The 17,380-nt window shown below is 36.8% G+C and carries 17 protein-coding genes and 1 pseudogene; 7 read left to right on the forward strand and 11 right to left on the reverse strand.

Translation table 11 applies throughout. The annotated features are described in order from the left end of the window. Positions 1-92: 92 nt before the first annotated feature. From BLV99_RS07760 to rubA, 5 genes are all read right to left on the reverse strand, one after another. Positions 93-716, reverse strand: a complete 624-nt coding sequence (locus tag BLV99_RS07760) for a response regulator transcription factor (protein ID WP_092689391.1) — start codon at positions 714-716, stop codon at positions 93-95. Between the two features lie 515 nt (positions 717-1,231). After that, positions 1,232-2,137 (reverse strand): LysR family transcriptional regulator OxyR, encoded by a 906-nt coding sequence (gene oxyR, locus BLV99_RS07765; protein WP_092689394.1) that lies wholly within the window; start codon positions 2,135-2,137, stop codon positions 1,232-1,234. A 6-nt stretch (positions 2,138-2,143) separates the two neighbouring features. Beyond that, positions 2,144-3,088: an esterase EstB gene (gene estB, locus BLV99_RS07770; RefSeq protein ID WP_086165459.1), complete on the reverse strand. Its 945-nt coding sequence runs from the start codon at positions 3,086-3,088 to the stop codon at positions 2,144-2,146. A 57-nt stretch (positions 3,089-3,145) separates the two neighbouring features. Further along, a complete protein-coding gene (locus tag BLV99_RS07775; protein WP_092689397.1) occupies positions 3,146-4,324 on the reverse strand; it encodes an NAD(P)/FAD-dependent oxidoreductase in 1,179 nt (392 codons plus the stop codon). A gap of 68 nt (positions 4,325-4,392) precedes the next feature. Then, entirely contained in the window at positions 4,393-4,557 is a 165-nt protein-coding gene (gene rubA / locus BLV99_RS07780) for a rubredoxin RubA (protein WP_004648213.1), read from the reverse strand. Positions 4,558-5,088: 531 nt separating this feature from the next. Between rubA and BLV99_RS07785 the strand changes: the two genes are divergently transcribed. Further along, complete coding sequence (locus BLV99_RS07785; RefSeq protein ID WP_086184734.1) at positions 5,089-5,631, forward strand: adenine phosphoribosyltransferase; 543 nt, start codon at positions 5,089-5,091, stop codon at positions 5,629-5,631. A 43-nt stretch (positions 5,632-5,674) separates the two neighbouring features. Here BLV99_RS07785 and BLV99_RS07790 read toward each other — a convergent pair whose 3' ends face one another. Continuing rightward, positions 5,675-6,178 carry a YqiA/YcfP family alpha/beta fold hydrolase gene (locus BLV99_RS07790; protein WP_092689400.1) on the reverse strand — a complete coding sequence of 168 codons (504 nt, stop codon included), beginning with the start codon at positions 6,176-6,178 and terminating at the stop codon, positions 5,675-5,677. 299 nt (positions 6,179-6,477) lie between these two features. Between BLV99_RS07790 and BLV99_RS07795 the strand changes: the two genes are divergently transcribed. Next, the gene (locus BLV99_RS07795) at positions 6,478-6,891 is read left to right on the forward strand and encodes an SRPBCC family protein (protein WP_092689403.1); all 414 of its coding nucleotides are present in this window, start codon (positions 6,478-6,480) and stop codon (positions 6,889-6,891) included. A gap of 150 nt (positions 6,892-7,041) precedes the next feature. Continuing rightward, the gene (lysS, locus tag BLV99_RS07800) at positions 7,042-8,568 is read left to right on the forward strand and encodes a lysine--tRNA ligase (protein ID WP_086184732.1); all 1,527 of its coding nucleotides are present in this window, start codon (positions 7,042-7,044) and stop codon (positions 8,566-8,568) included. A gap of 297 nt (positions 8,569-8,865) precedes the next feature. Here the strand turns inward: lysS and BLV99_RS07805 are convergent, their stop codons facing one another. From BLV99_RS07805 to trpS, 3 genes are all read right to left on the reverse strand, one after another. Beyond that, positions 8,866-9,969 carry a hypothetical protein gene (locus BLV99_RS07805; RefSeq protein ID WP_092689478.1) on the reverse strand — a complete coding sequence of 368 codons (1,104 nt, stop codon included), beginning with the start codon at positions 9,967-9,969 and terminating at the stop codon, positions 8,866-8,868. A gap of 68 nt (positions 9,970-10,037) precedes the next feature. Beyond that, complete coding sequence (locus BLV99_RS07810) at positions 10,038-11,564, reverse strand: hypothetical protein (protein ID WP_092689406.1); 1,527 nt, start codon at positions 11,562-11,564, stop codon at positions 10,038-10,040. Positions 11,565-11,999: 435 nt separating this feature from the next. Further along, complete coding sequence (gene trpS, locus BLV99_RS07815; protein ID WP_074944120.1) at positions 12,000-13,013, reverse strand: tryptophan--tRNA ligase; 1,014 nt, start codon at positions 13,011-13,013, stop codon at positions 12,000-12,002. A 194-nt stretch (positions 13,014-13,207) separates the two neighbouring features. On the opposite strand from trpS, the gene BLV99_RS07820 reads away from it, so the two are divergent. After that, complete coding sequence (locus BLV99_RS07820) at positions 13,208-14,134, forward strand: DUF808 domain-containing protein (protein WP_092689408.1); 927 nt, start codon at positions 13,208-13,210, stop codon at positions 14,132-14,134. 50 nt (positions 14,135-14,184) lie between these two features. Then, complete coding sequence (ypfJ, locus tag BLV99_RS07825; RefSeq protein ID WP_092689411.1) at positions 14,185-15,090, forward strand: KPN_02809 family neutral zinc metallopeptidase; 906 nt, start codon at positions 14,185-14,187, stop codon at positions 15,088-15,090. Between the two features lie 41 nt (positions 15,091-15,131). Here ypfJ and BLV99_RS07830 read toward each other — a convergent pair whose 3' ends face one another. Beyond that, positions 15,132-15,689: a hypothetical protein gene (locus BLV99_RS07830; RefSeq protein WP_092689413.1), complete on the reverse strand. Its 558-nt coding sequence runs from the start codon at positions 15,687-15,689 to the stop codon at positions 15,132-15,134. Positions 15,690-15,970: 281 nt separating this feature from the next. Here BLV99_RS07830 and BLV99_RS07835 point away from each other — a divergent pair, with 281 nt between their 5' ends. Continuing rightward, positions 15,971-16,306: an MGMT family protein gene (locus tag BLV99_RS07835; RefSeq protein WP_092689415.1), complete on the forward strand. Its 336-nt coding sequence runs from the start codon at positions 15,971-15,973 to the stop codon at positions 16,304-16,306. A 73-nt stretch (positions 16,307-16,379) separates the two neighbouring features. Here BLV99_RS07835 and BLV99_RS07840 read toward each other — a convergent pair whose 3' ends face one another. Beyond that, the gene (locus tag BLV99_RS07840) at positions 16,380-16,823 is read right to left on the reverse strand and encodes a universal stress protein (protein WP_074944131.1); all 444 of its coding nucleotides are present in this window, start codon (positions 16,821-16,823) and stop codon (positions 16,380-16,382) included. A 313-nt stretch (positions 16,824-17,136) separates the two neighbouring features. Between BLV99_RS07840 and BLV99_RS18455 the strand changes: the two are divergent. After that, positions 17,137-17,328: pseudogene (locus BLV99_RS18455) on the forward strand (P-loop ATPase); the annotation flags it as partial. Positions 17,329-17,380: the final 52 nt, after the last annotated feature.

The raw sequence follows: 17,380 nt of genomic DNA on the forward strand, positions 1-17,380 counted from the left end.
CTCGTAAGTGCATAAAATAAAGGAGTCTTCGGATTCTTTTATTTTATCTCGATACTGCTTTTGAGATAAAAGGGGATTTGGGATATTTCATGCTATAAACAGGTGATTTTTTGATAAATATTTTTAATATGACCTTCAATCTTATATAAGGGCACAGTAATCTGTTGTGCAATGTGTTGTGGGCTTAGCCCCTCTGATATTAAATTTAAAATGTCATTTTCAATCGCTGTTAGGTGTATGGGTAGGGGTGTTTTAGTTGTTGCTTGGGTTTTATTAATGTTGGGTTGATGTGACAAAATATACTGCGCTAAAGCGTAATGAATGGGCGCACCGCCACGCAAAATAGTTTTAATGTGGCTGAAAATTTCTGCTTCAGTGTGCTCATGAAAAATATAGCCTTGTACACCCGCTTGAATTGCAGCAAATAGCAAACAGGTCTCGTGCTGGGCTAAGACCACAATAATATATGTATCTGGATGAATCTTTTTTATTCTTCTTATAAATGAAATTTTTTCTGATTGATTAAGATACAAATCAATCAAGATTAAATTGGGTAAATGTTGTTGCAATAATTGTTCAGCTTCAATCAGATTATCAGTATGAATCATTAATTCAGCTGGATAACCTAATCGAATGAGAATACTTTCGGATAGATGATTAAAAACTGGTTGATCCTTTATCATCAGAATAGGAACAGGTAACGTTAGTTCACCCACTAGGCATTTCTCACAATGGTTTTCTATTTTATTGAGTCACTTTGCTATAAAGTGAATGAAAGTGCTATCCCAAGAAATTGGTAATTTATAAGGTTTGAGGTAAATTTAAGTATTTGTTGAATAATATATATTTAAAAAATGTATATTTATTGTGTTCTTATTTTAAGCTTTTTTTGTTTGCAGCAGAGTGGTTTTGGGTAATGAGGAAATCCCTATTTATGGGGATATAAAAAACACATTTAACCTTCTACTATGACAGCACTTCTTATTAGTCTGGCTAATTAGTAGTACTTCAACTTATCGGGAATCTAATATTTTATTGCTCTATTGAGTCATAATCTATTTTTATCTTGAATAGCTTATCTGTATAGATAAGCTATTTTTTTATCTAAAAAAACATGAAGTATGTTTTGAGTTTGCATCCCGTGGATTGATTTGCGTTAGGTGAACATGGAGTATAAAAAATTAAACATAAAAAAAGGAGCGATTGCTCCTTTTCATATATAGATGGTTGTTTAGTGAAGATTTTTGGTGATTTTTTGAAAAATTTGCAACAGCACATCAAATTCACTTTGCAATGGGGTGCTTTTACGCGTAACCAATGCAAGGGTACGACTTGGTGCTGCCTCAATCGCTTTGACCACTAAAGCTGAATTTGCTTTAATCATATTGGTATGAATTGCAATTTCAGGAAGTAAGGTAAAACCTAAATCTGAAGAAACCATTTCGACTAATGTTGGCAATGAACTTGCTTTTAAGCGATGATCATTTTTACGTTCGCCAATTGGACAAGCACTCAAAGCATGATTACGTAGACAATGACCTTCTTCAAGCAAGACTAAACGCGATAGATCTAAGTCATCTAAAGAGTTTGCATTATTCGCATTTTGGTCTGATTTATTACAGACCAAATAAAGGTTTTCTTTTGCAATTTCAGCAACTTTCAAGCCACGCGTATCAAAAGGTAGAGCCAAAACAATCATGTCGAGATTGCCATGTTCTAGTTTTTCGACGATTTTTTCACTTTGTGCTTCGTGCAAATGCAATTGAATTTTAGGAAGTTGTTTATGAACTTCGTCTAAAAGTTTCGATAAAATAAAAGGTGCAATGGTCGGGATGATCCCCAAATGTAAATCACCAGTTAAAGGCTCGCTCATCTCACGACTTAAACGCATCAAGTCTTGTGCATCTGCCAATAGAACACGGGCTCGGGCAACAACCTGCTCGCCTAGTGGAGTTAAACGTACATTTTGGCGGTCGCGTTCAACGAGTACTCCACCTAACAAGCGCTCTAACTCCATGATCCCGCCTGACAAAGTCGATTGGGTCACAAATGAACGACGCGCAGCTTCAGTAAAATGCAGCGTTTCAGACAGTGTAACGAGATATGACAGCTGTCTTAAAGATGGTAATGCAGCCATAGTGTCCTAATGTTTTGATTTAAAGTGATCAGCAAATAATCCGCTAAGATATGGAATAAAATGCGGAGGCATATCATGCCCCATTCCATCAATTAATTCAAACTTAGCATCTGTAATTGCCTTTGCAACGGCTTTGCCATGACTCGGTGGAATTAAACGATCCCGAGAGCCATGTACCACGAGGGTCGGTTGCTGAATTTGCTTACCTAATTGTAGCAAAGAACCAGTACATAATATTGCTAAAAATTGTTGAAGTACACCCGCTGGATAATAACTTCGTTGATATAACTTGCGTGCGGTCTGAATAATCTCAATTTGATTGATATATCCGGGTGAACCAATAATATTAAATACTTTCACACTATGATTCACAATACCATCTTCGTCGGTAGATTCAGGTTTACCAATCAGACTAAAAAGTTGTTTTGGAAAGGGTGGTGGTAGTAAGGGTTGATTGTTACTGGTAAACATTAGCCCCAGATTGCTTACTTTTTGAGGGTGTTTTGCTGCCAGAATTTGCGCAATCATCCCCCCCATTGAAGCTCCGAGCACCGAGACGTTATCAAGTTCTAAATGATCAATTAACAATGCAGCATCTTCTGCCATATCATATAAATTATAGGGTGCGCCTTGGTTTTCTAAACCTAAAGCAAAGCGACCCATGAGTTTTAATGTATTGAGTCGTGGACCTGAATGACGAATTTTTGAAGACAACCCAATATCTCGGTTGTCAAAACGAATGACTCGATAACCTTGGTCTATAAGTGATTTACAGAAAAAATCAGGCCAGAATAACAGTTGCGCACCTAAACCCATAATCAGCATGATTGCAGGATGTTCAGGCTTTCCACCTATTTCGACATGCAGCTCAATACCATTGCTTAAAGTAACTTTGGTTTCATGCATAAACGAAGTATATGGAGAGCCCGTGAATGTGAGTGCGCTATTCATTGTTATTTTCCTAAAAAAGGACATTTTTTTTGAAAAAACATCCTTTATATTAAACCCTTAAACTGCTACAGGAATCAAGTCAGGTACTAACTTAGTTAGGCTTAAACGTTGTTTTGCTGCAGTTGCACCCAAGAGTACAAAACCACGTAAGGTATTTTGACTATCGAAAGCTTTTGCAATCATGCCATCTTCTAGTTCTTCTGTCTCCCACGTGACATCTACGTCAATTGGTGCTGGAAGTACAGTCAGTGGTGCAGTAGGCGTTTTAACGGCAACAGGCATTGCAGGATAGTGAACATGCGTGTTGTCACCATTTAAGGTTTTTGCTAAAGCGCGGGCTTGTTGCATGATTGGCATCACGTAAGGTAGCAGTAGACCATTGACTTCTGCACAGTCACCAATCGCATAAATATCGGCTTGATTGGTTTCTAAAAGGCCATTGGTCAAGATTCCACGACTACATGTAATCTTTGTCGCTTTTGCTAACTCTACGTTGGGTTGTAAGCCTATTGCAGAAAGTACAATGTCTGCAATCACAGACTGACCATTGGCTAGGGTAATTTGATAGTCGCCATTTTCAACTTTGGTGACTTTTTCAACTGTTGTAGCCAATACAAAGTGAATACCAATCTCTTCTAATTTTTCTTGGAACGAAGATGCAACATATTCAGGAATGAGACGTCCTAAAGGTTGAGCTGCTAAATCAATCACAGTGACTTGATGTTCAGTGTTTTGTAAGTCATTGGCAAATTCACAGCCAATCAGACCTGCGCCAAGAATCACGACACGTTTGTCTTGACGTATAGCCAAATTTTTACGGAAGCTTTTGTAGTCATTCAAATTGTTAACCACATGAATGTCATCACTACCATCGCCTGCAATGGCTAAGCGAACTGGATTTGCGCCAACAGCGAGAACCAATTTTGAGTAGGGCTGAGTACTTTGTTGCCCCTCTTTTTCTAAAATGAGTTGATGTTGTTCGGACTGAATTTCTTTGACCCAAGTATGTGCTTCAATACGCATCTGTAATTGAGCACTCATTTTAATGGCATCACCCAAAGCAATTTGTTCTGGTGCTTTGTTACCAACCAAAGCATTTGACAGCGTGGGTTTAGCATAGTTTACCGCATCATCTGCACAAATCATGACCAGTTCATGCTCGGGATTTAGCTTACGAAACTCACGTGCTGCGGTATAACCGGCCATACCTGAACCAATGATGACGATAGGGTGCATAGTTTTCTCCAAACGGTTTTCTAAAAGATGTAAAAAAGACCATGCGCTATGGTCTTTTGTATCAATGATTAGATTTCAATCATTTCAAAATCAACTTTTGATACACCACAATCCGGACATGTCCAATCATCTGGGATATCTTCCCATTTCGTGCCTGCGACAATACCATCTTGTGGCCAACCTTCAGCTTCGTTATAAATCCATCCACAAACGATGCATTGATACTTTTTCATTTGACTCTCCAAAGCACTGACTTTTTAAAAAGTGAAGTCAGTAAAAATCCATATACAGCTTGACTCTAGTGATATGACTTTCAATGTACATATTCAAGCAAATTTTTACGCAGTTCTAGCGTTAATGTAAAGCAAATATCTGAGTTTAGTGAGTGAATTTGAAACCAGAATTGCAGATGAGGACAAAACTTGTCATAAAAATGCTGAAATATCATTTTTGTTTAACAATATGAACTAAATATACGCCTTTAAATAGCGGTGAATGAAAGGTGTATGCAAAGATTTAGATAGTTTTTTTAAGTTTAAAAGTCAGTCTCTAGACTAAGGTCGAGGAGAAAAAGAATATCTGATTTGTTATTTTATCATTGGGTAAATTTATATCTATTATTTATTTAAAAATTAACATAATAAAATCATATACTTGTGTTTTGATTTGGTGTTTGATTGTATTTTACTGATGGTTGTTTACTGGCCATTTAGTGTATAAAGCGCTAAAATTGACATATTCTCTTTTTAATTAATTTTCTCCCCATGAGCAATCTGTCTACAACTTTGTGGTCTAAAATTCGTACTGTCCAAAATTTCCCTAAACCTGGGATTTGTTTCTTTGATTTAACACCATTATTTATGGGCAATATTGAGCTATTAACAGATGCGTTAATCGCAAGTATTCCTGCTGAAAAGTTGCAAGAAGTCGATAGTTTTGTTGCTGTTGAAGCTCGTGGTTTTGTTCTTGCGAGCTTGTTGGCACAGCGTTTAGGCAAAGGTCTATTACTGGTTCGTAAAGCGGGTAAGTTACCGCCACCCGTAGTTGGAGTAGGCTACAGCTTAGAATATGGTATGGATCGTTTAGAAATGTCTGCTGAAATTGAGCCGCAAAAAATTATTATTGTGGATGATGTTTTGGCAACAGGCGGTACTTTAAAAGCAGTGAAACAATTGGTGGATAAATGCAACCATGAACTTTTGGGTGCTAGTATTTTCCTAGATTTACCTGACCTACATACTGATTTGGGTTTAACGGTTTGGTCAGTATTGGATGATAAAACTCAGCCAGAAAAAGCTGTTGCATAAACAATCATAAATGATAAAAAGCCTTGGTTAATCCAAGGCTTTTTTACTTCAAGAAATGTATTTGCAAATGTTGAATTAAGTCATTCAAGTTTTCAGGGCTGGCTAAACGGTGATGTCCACCTTCAACAGCTTGAACAAGCATATATGGTTCAAGTTGTTCTTTCACTGCATGCATATTTAGTACTTCATCCCCTAGCTCTAAATAAGCAATTTGAGCAATTTCATGTTCTAGATCATCTTCAGTAATAGGTGGATAGTCTTCCCGAAAATTTGGGTTGAGACTTGGATTGGCAATAATTGCTGGAATTTTATGTAAGGCTGACATTTTGAGTGCCCAATAAGCACCTAAGCTGTGTCCCACTAATATTTCAGGTTTAATTTTAGTAATAATGTCGTGATAAAAATTGGCGACAGTCTGAAAAGTAAGATTGCGATAATCGATATCAATGCAATATTTATGATTGGCATCAATGGCATGGAATTTGGTCGATTCACGAGAAGAATCTAGTCCATGTAAAAATAAGATTTTTGAAGTACATGTACTCATTATTTTATCGTTCACTCTGTCTTTATTTACAAAGATAGAAAGAGTTGAATAGTTTCCTTTTCAACTATTTTGCTTAAATCATTGTAAGGGACTCTGGTGAACAAAGAAGTTAGCTTTTGGTCTAAGGAACCAATAATAAGATGTGAAATAAAATAATTTTAAAAATAGATATTTGAATAAAAACATGTATTTATTTGTATTTTTAGCTAATTATTTTTTAAATAACAAAATATAAATATATGGTAAAAATAAACATGGATAATTTTAAATGGATACGATCACTTTGATGTGTCACGGCTATGGAAATTCTAAAATATGAAATTTTGATTGCTGCAACGCCACAAAAAGTTTGGCAGGTATTATGGAACCCTGAAACGTATATGCAATGGACACAATATTTTTCACTGGGTTCAACGATGCATTCAGATTGGACAGTCCATGGCAAAACTGTTTTTCTTGATGCCAGTGGTGCGGGTATGGTTTCTACAATGAGTCAACTAGAAGAATTTAAACTGGTGGTTTTTAAACATTTAGGTCTAGTTCAAGGTGGTATTGAAGATTTAGACAGTGACGAAGTTAAGAAATGGAGGGGTGCATTGGAAAAGTATTTCTTTGAAGATTTAAATGGAACAACAAAATTGAAAGTCGAGTTAGAAACCGCTCAAGAATATTTAGAAATGATGGATGTTGCATTTAAAAAGGGTTTTGAGTAGGTCAAACAATTGGCCGAAGGTTAAAAAGATGAATTAAAGGAAGTTGTTTTGAGTAAATCAATACTTTTGTTTGGCAATAAGTCATACGAAACTTTTACTGAATCTGCTATGCTATGCAACTTCCGTTTTTTACACATATACGAGGCAGAGATGACGCAACCTAACGCTCAATCGACTTCTGAACAACAAATTTCCGAAAACGATTTAATTGCACAGCGTCATGCCAAGTTAAAGCATATTGAACAACATGCTAAGGAAAAGGGCACTAGCCCTTGGCCGAACACCTTTAAACGTGAACACTATGCTCAAGATTTACAAGATCAATTCGCAGATCAGTCTAAAGAAGAAATTGAAGCTGGTGAAAAAGTTTATGTAAAAGTTGCAGGTCGTGTGATGTTGAACCGTGGTTCATTCATCGTGATTCAAGATATGACTGGTCGTATTCAACTTTATGTTGCGCGTAAAGAATTAGATCCAGAAGTACTTGCAACCATTAAAGGTTTAGACCTTGGTGATATTATTGCTGTTGAAGGCTATATCGGTCGTTCTGGTAAAGGCGATCTTTATGTTCATATTGAACACTTTGAACTTTTAACCAAATCACTGCGTCCACTTCCAGATAAATTCCATGGTTTAAACGATACCGAAATGAAGTATCGTAAACGTTATCTTGATTTGATGGTGAACGACGAAACACGTAAAACTTTTGAAATCCGTGCCAAAGTCGTTGCGGGTATGCGTGCATTTTTAACTGAACAACGTTTCATGGAAGTTGAAACGCCAATGATGCATGTGATTCCAGGTGGTGCATCTGCGCGTCCATTTGAAACACACCACAATGCACTTGATATGCCATTGTATTTACGTATTGCCCCTGAGCTTTACTTAAAACGCCTAGTGGTTGGTGGTTTTGAACGCGTATTCGAAATTAACCGTAACTTCCGTAACGAAGGTGTTTCGACTCGCCATAACCCAGAATTCACCATGATCGAATTCTACCAAGCATATGCAGATTACAAAGATTTGATGGCTTTGACTGAAAATATGTTGGAAAAATTAGCGCTCGATATTTTAGGTTCTACTGATGTACCTTATCAAGGTGAAGTGTTTAGCTTCAAAGGTCCATTTAAGAAAATTTCGATGTTTGATGCCATTCTTGAACATAATTCAAATCTCACGCCAGAAAATGTGGCTGACCGTGAATTTTTGGCTAAATTTATTCAAGAAGAATTGAAAGAAAAAGTAAAACCGAGTTTTGGTCTAGGTCGATTACAAACCATTGTATTTGAAGAAACGGTGGAAACGAAACTTCGCCAACCAACATTCATTACCGAATATCCAGCGGAAACTTCACCATTGGCGCGTCGTAATGATCACAATGCACACATTACAGATCGTTTTGAGTTCTTTATTGGTGGTCGTGAATTGGCAAATGGTTTCTCAGAATTAAATGACCCAATTGACCAAGCGGAACGTTTCCAAGCACAAGTTGAAGAGAAAGACGCAGGTGATGATGAAGCCATGCATTACGATGCTGACTTCATTGAAGCACTTGAATATGGTCTTCCTCCAACAGCGGGTCAGGGTATTGGTATTGACCGTTTGGTGATGTTATTTGCTGATGCAGCAAGTATCCGTGATGTGATTTTATTCCCTCACATGCGTCATAAAAACTAAGTCTTAAAATGAGAGTGAATACCAGTCAGTTGAACTTGACTGGTATTTTTCTTGACTATTTAAAGCAGCTTAAGAGTTACAAATGGTATTCAATGCTTGTATAAGAAAAATATCTTGAGCTAACAGTAATCTTATTTTCTGTTTGAATATTCTTCAACATCTTTGTTAGATTAAGCTCCAAAGAGTAGAGTAGTCAGTACATTAAAAATATAATTATTTGTTTTTGCTATATTTTCACCTTGATGTAATGATGCATTACTCAATCTTATCTTAAATAATCCTTAATCTTTGCTATTGTTAAAAACCTTGAAAGGTTAGCCCCAAAGTCGCAAGACCATATCGACGATCCAGACGCGATGCAGTCACCCCATTATACAAGAATGGAATATTGCCGATGAAATTGTGTTGGTAAAATTCCCCTTTCATAAAGGTCGATATTTTTGGGGTAACATCGTAGCTGAGTTTAAGACCGAGACTATGATTGTTGTTAACTGGCGTATTACCAAAATTACGAACGCGATCATCAATGTTGTCTCGCCATAAATGCTGATACTGGTAGGCGAGTTGACTTTCAAATTGACGATATCTCCAGTTCCATGAACCGCCTAAGCTGGTAAAATAAGCGTTATAGTTCAGGTCATTTTGAATCTCAATGCCATAATCACTGGCATTACCTGAAATATTCAGTTGGTTGATCAATAGATTATCGATAGAACAGGGTTTGTTTAATTTTCCTGAATATTGATTACTGGAATTAATATTGATATCCATCAAACAACCGTTATATTTGGCTTGAATATCTAAGCTATCTACTTTGACTTGGCTATAACCGACTCCAGCAAATAAATTAATTTGATTCATGGGATCAAGTTTTCGAGAAAAAACACCATTGAGTTGAAATTGTAAGTCTTGCGGTTGATTGACCTGAAGCTGTTCAAGCCTTTGTTGATTAACGATGGTTGCTGTAGATTTATTTAGCTCATTGGCCTGATTTCCCCATAGCGTTGCAGCAATGAAAAAACGATCTTTTTTGTTTAAATTTAACTCAGGGAAATAGCGGATCCCCAGTGAGCCAGAGTGAATGGTATTGGTGTCTTGAGCATAATCAATTTCTCTGTACCAATATGATCCATCAACAATCCACTGTGGATGAAACTGGTATTCCATAGCAAAATGTGCACCCATGTAGTCGCCAGCGTTGCTATTCTGTACGCCTTCACTTTGTCTTATATCCAGAAAGTCGATGCGGTCATTCACTGCATTTAGTTCTGTTATAAATTTTAAAGATGATTTGGTTTCTTTTGCTAAGCTCTGTGCCTGTAAAAAAAGATCTTCAGGTGCAGCATATAAAGCAGTTGGGCATATACATGCCATATATATAATTAAATTATGATATTTCATACAATCCAAAGACAAATATTTAAATGCTGAAGATAAAAATGCCAGCTTGAAGGCTGGCATTGAATGGATTAATTCAGTTTAAAGTGAGCTGTTAAGGTTGAGCCTTGGAATTGAGTACTATCAATAGTTATGGTGCCATTTTGTAGTTCAAGAGCTGGATCTACTGTATAGGTGATGGGTAATACATAAGCCGATGCCTCTACTAAATCATTCACTGCAAGTTTCTTCATGTATTCAGTATAATACGTCTTTAAGGCATCACTGTTACTGACGATACTAGAGAGGGGAATAATTCCATTGCTGACATTAATCGGAATCTCTTTCTGGGTAGTAAACTGTAATTTGCTTACGCCTTGAAGAGATGTGGAAATATTAATAGCTGTATTCACTGGAACTTTAGCACTGAGTATTGTGCCATCTGTTTTAAAGCTCACTTGAATATTACTAATAATGACATCTAGGTTTTCTTTTAATGCACCACGGCTACCATTAATTTTAAAACCTAGTTTAATCGTATCGGTTAATTCAGACTTGGTATTGTTCAGTTTAAAGTTGACAGCCAAGGCAGTATCTAGGTTTGCATAACTTAACGCTAATGGTGCAGCTGCACTGGAAGTCTTAAGCGTTGCCAATGAATAACCTGCTAAAGTAAAATCAGCATAAATTGGCGTTTTTAAGCTCTCTTTAATTGTATTCAATGTTGTTTGATTGGCAGGAAGTTGTAGCGCCGTTTGTAAACTCTCGCCATTTCCGCCTGACTGTACAATCTTATTGATCTCTGTTGATACGGTGGTAATATTGGTGTTGATATTACCTTTAATATTAGAATCTACGGGTCTGGTATCATCCTTGATGGCTGTTTGGGCAGCTATTACGGCATTATCCAGAATTTCAGTTAAAGCCGTTGCTTGAAGTTCACCATTGCTATTAAATAAATTTTTCCCTTGAGTCTTTAATGTATTTCCGATAGTCGAAAAAGCAATTTGTGTAGCCTGTTCTTGCGTTAATGCGACAGAGCCATCACTTTTGTTGATGGCTTGGAAGTTATCTTCAATTTGAGTTGCAAGTTGTTGTAGCGTGAAAATGACCGCCATTTCTTTTGCGCTGCCATCCGTGACAGGATTGTATGACTTAATATTTGCTGCTGTTACCGTGGTCAGACCGAGATTATTTAAAACGACCTGAAGGTCGCCAGAGCCAAGATAATATTCAAGTGATGTAAGTGGACTCGCAACGAAATCATTATTTGAAATATTTTGTAAATCTGTTTTTTTGATTTTGAGTGTGCCAGTAAATGGAAGTCCTGTTCCTATATCTGTACCCCCAGTAATGGTAATTGCTGAGTTATTACAGTCGGCAGTGGTCTTAAAAGAGAACTTACCTTGTGCATCTGTTGTGGTTGTTAAGCCATTACAGTCATCAAATTTTACAGTAGCATTGGCTAAATAGAAATCGACCGCAGTCCCCGAAATTGATTTTGATGCAAAGGGTGTTGTTGAATTATTATTGCTACCATCGCTACCGGCACATGCAGTAAGTAATGTTGTTATCGTTGTTGCAAGAAAAGTATATTTTATATATTTGTTAAGTAACATATTTTAAACCCCGTATGAATTATAATCAGTTCTCGTTATTTATAACAAATTAAGAATTTAAAAAGAAGAACAAAATAAAGTTTATTTTATATACAAAAATTTCTAAACATTAAATAAAAATGTTTAGTTTTAAAGTCGTTTGTACATGGTAATTATTATAATTATGTAAACAAAAAAATACGCAACGATTGGGGTGATCATTGCGTATAACAACGAAGCTGTTTTCACAGTTTCGGTTAAGGAGAATGTTAAAACTCGATAGAGCTTTAAACACTAAAAACATCATAAAATGAATGATCAGTCATTTCATGATGCTTTCAGTTAAGTTGTGTTAATTAAAGTTAATAACTATTGGTGAGTGTGATTTGTTTATCATTTTCTGGACACAAAAAAGCCTTTCTCGATAAAGAAAGGCTTTTTTGTGCTTAAACGTGTTTAGAAGTGAAACATGCCTAAACCTGATTTAATTTCATCAAGTGTCTGCTGGGTAATATCGCGACATTTATCTGTGCCAGTTTTTAAAATATCCATGATGTAGTCAGGATCTTTAGCCAGTTCGAGACGACGTTCACGAATCGGTGTAATCAGTTCTTTCAGCACACCTTCAAGACGTTTTTTCACAGTGCCGTCGCCTAAACCACCGCGACGATAATGTGCTTTTAACTCTTCAACTTCTTCTTTGTTTGGGTCAAAAGCATCTAAATAAGTAAATACAATATTGCCTTCGACTTGACCTGGATCTTCAATTCTTAAATGATTTGGGTCGGTATACATGGCATTGACTGCTTTTTTAATGTCTTTGTCAGACGCATCGAGCACAATGGTATTGCCTAATGATTTAGACATTTTGGCTTTGCCATCAAAACCGGGTAAACGGCTCATGTTTGAAAGCAGAGCTTTACATTCGGGTAGCACATCATGACCAATTTGACGATTTAAACGACGTATAATTTCATTGGTCTGTTCAATCATTGGAATTTGGTCATCACCAACAGGAACGACGGATGCTTTAAAAGCAGTAATATCTGCTGCTTGTGCAACTGGGTAGCATAAGAAGCCAGCAGGAATATCACGTTCAAAACCACGGAGTTGAATCTCTGCTTTAATGGTTGGGTTGCGTTCTAAACGCGACACAGTCACAAAATTGAGGTACAACATGGTCAATTCATTTAATGCAGGTAAGCATGACTGAACACAAATGGTTGTTTTGGTTGGATCAATACCGACAGCAAGATAATCTGTTGCCACTTCAATAATATTGCGGCGCACTTTTTCAAAGTTATCTGCATTATCTGTTAAGGCTTGAGCATCAGCAAGGAGGAGATGTTGATGATGAGAATCTTGTAATCCTACACGCGAACGTAAAGAACCTACAAAATGACCTAAATGAAGTTGTCCAGTTGGGCGGTCGCCAGTCAAAATAACAGGACGATTGTCTTGATTACTCATTATCTCTCTATTCCAAAGTTGTTAACACAACATGTATCTGCTGATGAATTGCTATATTGTACGGCATAATGTTTTTTAATGTCAGACACTATAAAAACAGAACATTGAAAAAATAAAAAGAATTTAATGAAGTTGATACAGTTTTCTTATATTTGTATTTAAAATACCCTCTAGATACCTCAAGGATAAAAAGAATGGCGAGTAGCTTATTAATATTATTAGACGATATTGCCACCGTATTAGATGACGTTGCTGTAATGAGTAAAATGGCGGCAAAAAAAACGGCTGGGGTATTGGGTGATGATTTGGCGCTGAATGCACAACAAGTCAGTGGTGTTCGTTCTGAACGCGAATTGCCTGTGGTTTGGAGCGTTGCTAAAGGTTCATTCATTAATAAGTTAATTCTTGTACCTTTAGCTTTACTGATTAGTGTCGTTGCACCGTGGCTGATTAATCCTTTATTGATGATTGGTGGTTTATTTTTGTGCTATGAAGGCGTAGAAAAAGTTCTGCATAGTTTACATCATAAAAAAGCCCAAACAGAAGAAGCTGCGCAAGCAGAATTGATCAAAATAGAAACAGATTTAGTCACTTTTGAAAAAGATAAAGTTAAAGGAGCTATTCGAACGGACTTTATTTTATCTGCTGAAATTGTGGTGATTTCATTGGGTACGGTTGCCACAGCTGCATTTGGTACTAAAGTCCTCGTGCTTTCAGTGATTGCTATTTTAATGACTGTGGGTGTTTATGGTTTTGTTGCCATGATTGTGAAAATTGATGATTTAGGTTTATATTTAACCGAGCAAGCATCGAGTCTTAAGCAAAGTATTGGGCGTGGATTGTTGGCATTTGCACCAAAATTAATGAAAACCCTGACCTTTGTGGGAACCATTGCGATGTTCTTGGTCGGTGGCGGGATTATTAATCATGCTGTGCCTTTGATTCATCATTGGAGCGAAGATTCAGTCGATTATATTGAACATATTCCTACAGTTGGCAATATTATTGGTGCAGTTACACCCACCTTAATTAGTTTTGCCATTGGTTTTGTTGCGGGATTATTGGTTCTCGTAATAGTGAATTTGATTCAAAAGTTTTGGCCTAAATCCAAACAAGCATGAGCATCAATGCGCGGTAAAATCAAATAAATACAAGCTAAAGGAATATCACTATGCGCTGGAAAGGACGTCGTGTAAGTAGCAATGTTGAAGACCGTCGTGGTGGTGGCGGTGTTAAGGCGGGTGGTATTAGTATTTTAGGTCTTGTGGTTGCCTTTGTGGCGTGGAAGTTTTTTGGGGTTGACCCGCAACAAGCCTATCAAGCCACGAAGCAAGTCACATCACAAGCGCAACCCGCTGAAACGAAAGGCTTGGATCATCCCACAGCAGAACAGCAAGAAGCCATGGATTTTATTGGGACAGTCTTAGCGGATACCGAAGATACGTGGACGCAAGTCTTTCAACAGCAATTAAATAGTCAGTATGTTGCACCTAAATTGGTGATGTTTAGTGGTGTGGTGAATTCAGGTTGTGGTACAGCGCAATCTGCGATGGGGCCATTTTATTGTCCTGCCGATCGCAAAGTCTATATTGATACGACTTTCTTTAAAGATATGCGTCAGCAAATGGGTATTTCGGGGGAGCAAAATTCGACCGAGTTATCTCGCCAAGACCAAGCGGGAGATTTTGCCCAAGCCTATGTGGTTGCACATGAAGTTGGGCACCATCTACAAACCTTGTTGGGTATTTCCGATCAAGTGCAAAAAGCACGTGCTCAATCCAGTGAGGTGCAAGGCAATCAACTCTCTGTGCGTCAGGAATTGCAAGCAGACTGCTTTGCAGGAATTTGGGCACATCATAATCAACAACGTACCCAATTTTTAGAGCAAGGTGATATTGAAGAAGCGATGGATGCAGCGCATAAAATTGGCGATGATTATTTGCAAAAACGCGCTACAGGGCAGGTTGTACCTGATAGTTTTACTCATGGTAGTAGTGAACAACGCATGAAATGGTTTCAAACTGGTTTGAAATCAGGAAAGATCAACGATTGTGACACTTTTAATCAAGCGATTTAAAAAATAAAAGAGGATTAAGAGTCCTCTTTTATTTTCAATTTTCAGCGACTTAAGAATTTTTTAAAGTTACGGATAATTCGAATAGAGACGTAAAGTGCAGCTAAGGCAAAGAGGCTGATGCTAAAAACAATATATTTTAAACTTGAAATATCGGCTTGATAAAATTGCTGAATTTGTTGTTTAGAATAAGACCACTGTTGCTGTTTTTGTGTCAGACTATCTTGATAATTAATGTCTCTAATATAATACTGTTGACCAACTTTTAATAAATTAATCTGTTTGATTTGTCGAGTATGCGACTGATTATAGGCATCCGTACAAATATCTTGTAAATAATGTTCGCAGTTTATTTTTGCAACATAGCCATTATGCGCAATCAGAATATAAATCGCTTCATCGGGTCGTTTATTATTCGAAACCAAAACCAGTTGTTCTTGAGTGGTTGATTTGAGCGAAATCTGTTGTGCTTGCTGGAAAGCTTGATCTGCATTTAAAATTTCTTTGCTTTTTGAATAGATACTGAAAAATAAAGCGATTGTAATGAGAAAAATCACAACTGCAAAAAAAAGTCGAAATAGCGTTTTAACTGTTTGATGCATGAATAAATTCAACTTAATAGAGAGCCAGAAGAAAGCGTTGATACATTCAGCACTTTGATGGTGCTCTATGTTAATTCATTACTGAAAATATGTAAAAAACTTAACGATAGGCAAAAATAATTTAGCAGCTTAAAAATGATCATTGGTTATAATTTTTTTTAAAGTCTTTTTCATGAATTGTACTCAGGTTGTTTTTATATTGAATGTTGTTCTAGACTAGAAGTGCGAGTAATTAAAATCATTTGTTCTAAAGGTCGAATGAGATGATTTAAGGACCATATATGTCACAACATGCCAGTACTTCCAGTGATGAATTAGCACGGCAAATATTACAGGTGGTTGCTTTAATTCCTTATGGAAAAGTGGCTTCATATGGACAAATTGCAAAGCTGGCGGGCTTGCCTAAACATGCACGTTTAGTTGGTTATGTTTTAAAACATCTGGATCAAGCGGCTGAAATTCCTTGGCATCGAGTCATTAATTCACAAGGGAAAATTAGCCTAAGTAAATTGGATCATTGCGGGGGCAATATTCAACGCTTAAAATTATTAGACGAGGGCGTAATGGTTATTGCAGATAAGATTAATTTAAAACAATATCAATGGATGAATGATTGATCAGAGAATAACTGAAATTGAATGAGGATAGGGATTTTCCCATCTTTAGAGAAAGATGGGAAAAAGACAAGGATTATGGTTGACGAACAATCAGGACAGGAACATGAGATTCGCCTAGTAAGCTTTGTGCGACGCTGCCAAGAAAGAGCTTTTTAAAACCTGTGCGACCATGTGAGCCAATGATAATCAGGTCGGCATGCAGTTCTTCTGCTGCGCGGATAATTTCACGATGAATCACTTGTCCTTCAAGCAGTTTGGTTTCTACTTCAATGCCTTGTTCATTAAATTTTGCTTTAGCGGCAGCAAGTGATTCCTCGATTGATGTACGAGCACGTTCTATTAAATCATTTGTTTGACTCGCAGAAATATATTCCGCTGCAATATATGGGTCGAGTACTAAAGCCTGAACCACTGTAATTTTACTGCCAAATGCTTTAGCAAATTCAACTGCTTTTTCAACGGCTGCATGTGATGTTTCTGAACCGTCAACTGGCACTAAAATATTATGATAAGCCATGTGAATTTCTCCTTATAATCGTTACTAAAACAGATGCGTTATAGAACTATAAATTGTTGTTTGTTAAAGCAGCTTACATTTTGATACTAACTACATTTTTTCTAAAATAAAACCTAGTAATTTCATGGGGATAATTAACCACCCTAAAGTATTATTTCTAATTTAATCTAACATGTATTGCTTTGAAATATTAAGGCTTTAAAACTAAAGTCTGATGAAATTGTAAGCAGATTTTTTATTTGAAAGTATATGAAATATGCCTTTGGAAAATGGCATATCATAAGTGTAGTAACTTACTAATAATGAAATAGAAATGACTGAATTGAATCAGCTGGATTGGCAACGTACAAATTTAGATAATATTGAAGAAGCATGACAGGGTGATCTTTGGGATCGAAAGCCTTTAGGTGAACAGCTCACAAACTATGTTGATCGTTTGCAGTGCGGTGCTGTACTTGCTTTGGATGCACGTTGGGGTGAGGGGAAAACGTGGTTTGTAAGCTATTAAAAAAGCAGAACTTGACATAAAAAATGACATTGTTTTTTATGTCTGGAGT

The organism is Acinetobacter kyonggiensis, from assembly GCF_900107285.1.
Classification (GTDB): Bacteria; Pseudomonadota; Gammaproteobacteria; order Pseudomonadales; family Moraxellaceae; genus Acinetobacter; species Acinetobacter kyonggiensis.

What these genes read in the sequence shown, in the direction of transcription:
- oxyR (WP_092689394.1), bottom strand. Translation starts at nt 2,137, where the DNA reads ATGGCTGCATTACCATCTTTAAGACAGCTGTCATATCTCGTTACACTG.
- estB (WP_086165459.1), bottom strand. Translation starts at nt 3,088, where the DNA reads ATGAATAGCGCACTCACATTCACGGGCTCTCCATATACTTCGTTTATG.
- BLV99_RS07775 (WP_092689397.1), bottom strand. Translation starts at nt 4,324, where the DNA reads ATGCACCCTATCGTCATCATTGGTTCAGGTATGGCCGGTTATACCGCA.
- rubA (WP_004648213.1), bottom strand. Translation starts at nt 4,557, where the DNA reads ATGAAAAAGTATCAATGCATCGTTTGTGGATGGATTTATAACGAAGCT.
- BLV99_RS07785 (WP_086184734.1), top strand. Translation starts at nt 5,089, where the DNA reads ATGAGCAATCTGTCTACAACTTTGTGGTCTAAAATTCGTACTGTCCAA.
- BLV99_RS07790 (WP_092689400.1), bottom strand. Translation starts at nt 6,178, where the DNA reads ATGAGTACATGTACTTCAAAAATCTTATTTTTACATGGACTAGATTCT.
- BLV99_RS07795 (WP_092689403.1), top strand. Translation starts at nt 6,478, where the DNA reads ATGGAAATTCTAAAATATGAAATTTTGATTGCTGCAACGCCACAAAAA.
- lysS (WP_086184732.1), top strand. Translation starts at nt 7,042, where the DNA reads ATGACGCAACCTAACGCTCAATCGACTTCTGAACAACAAATTTCCGAA.
- BLV99_RS07805 (WP_092689478.1), bottom strand. Translation starts at nt 9,969, where the DNA reads ATGAAATATCATAATTTAATTATATATATGGCATGTATATGCCCAACT.
- BLV99_RS07810 (WP_092689406.1), bottom strand. Translation starts at nt 11,564, where the DNA reads ATGTTACTTAACAAATATATAAAATATACTTTTCTTGCAACAACGATA.
- trpS (WP_074944120.1), bottom strand. Translation starts at nt 13,013, where the DNA reads ATGAGTAATCAAGACAATCGTCCTGTTATTTTGACTGGCGACCGCCCA.
- BLV99_RS07820 (WP_092689408.1), top strand. Translation starts at nt 13,208, where the DNA reads ATGGCGAGTAGCTTATTAATATTATTAGACGATATTGCCACCGTATTA.
- ypfJ (WP_092689411.1), top strand. Translation starts at nt 14,185, where the DNA reads ATGCGCTGGAAAGGACGTCGTGTAAGTAGCAATGTTGAAGACCGTCGT.
- BLV99_RS07830 (WP_092689413.1), bottom strand. Translation starts at nt 15,689, where the DNA reads ATGCATCAAACAGTTAAAACGCTATTTCGACTTTTTTTTGCAGTTGTG.
- BLV99_RS07835 (WP_092689415.1), top strand. Translation starts at nt 15,971, where the DNA reads ATGTCACAACATGCCAGTACTTCCAGTGATGAATTAGCACGGCAAATA.
- BLV99_RS07840 (WP_074944131.1), bottom strand. Translation starts at nt 16,823, where the DNA reads ATGGCTTATCATAATATTTTAGTGCCAGTTGACGGTTCAGAAACATCA.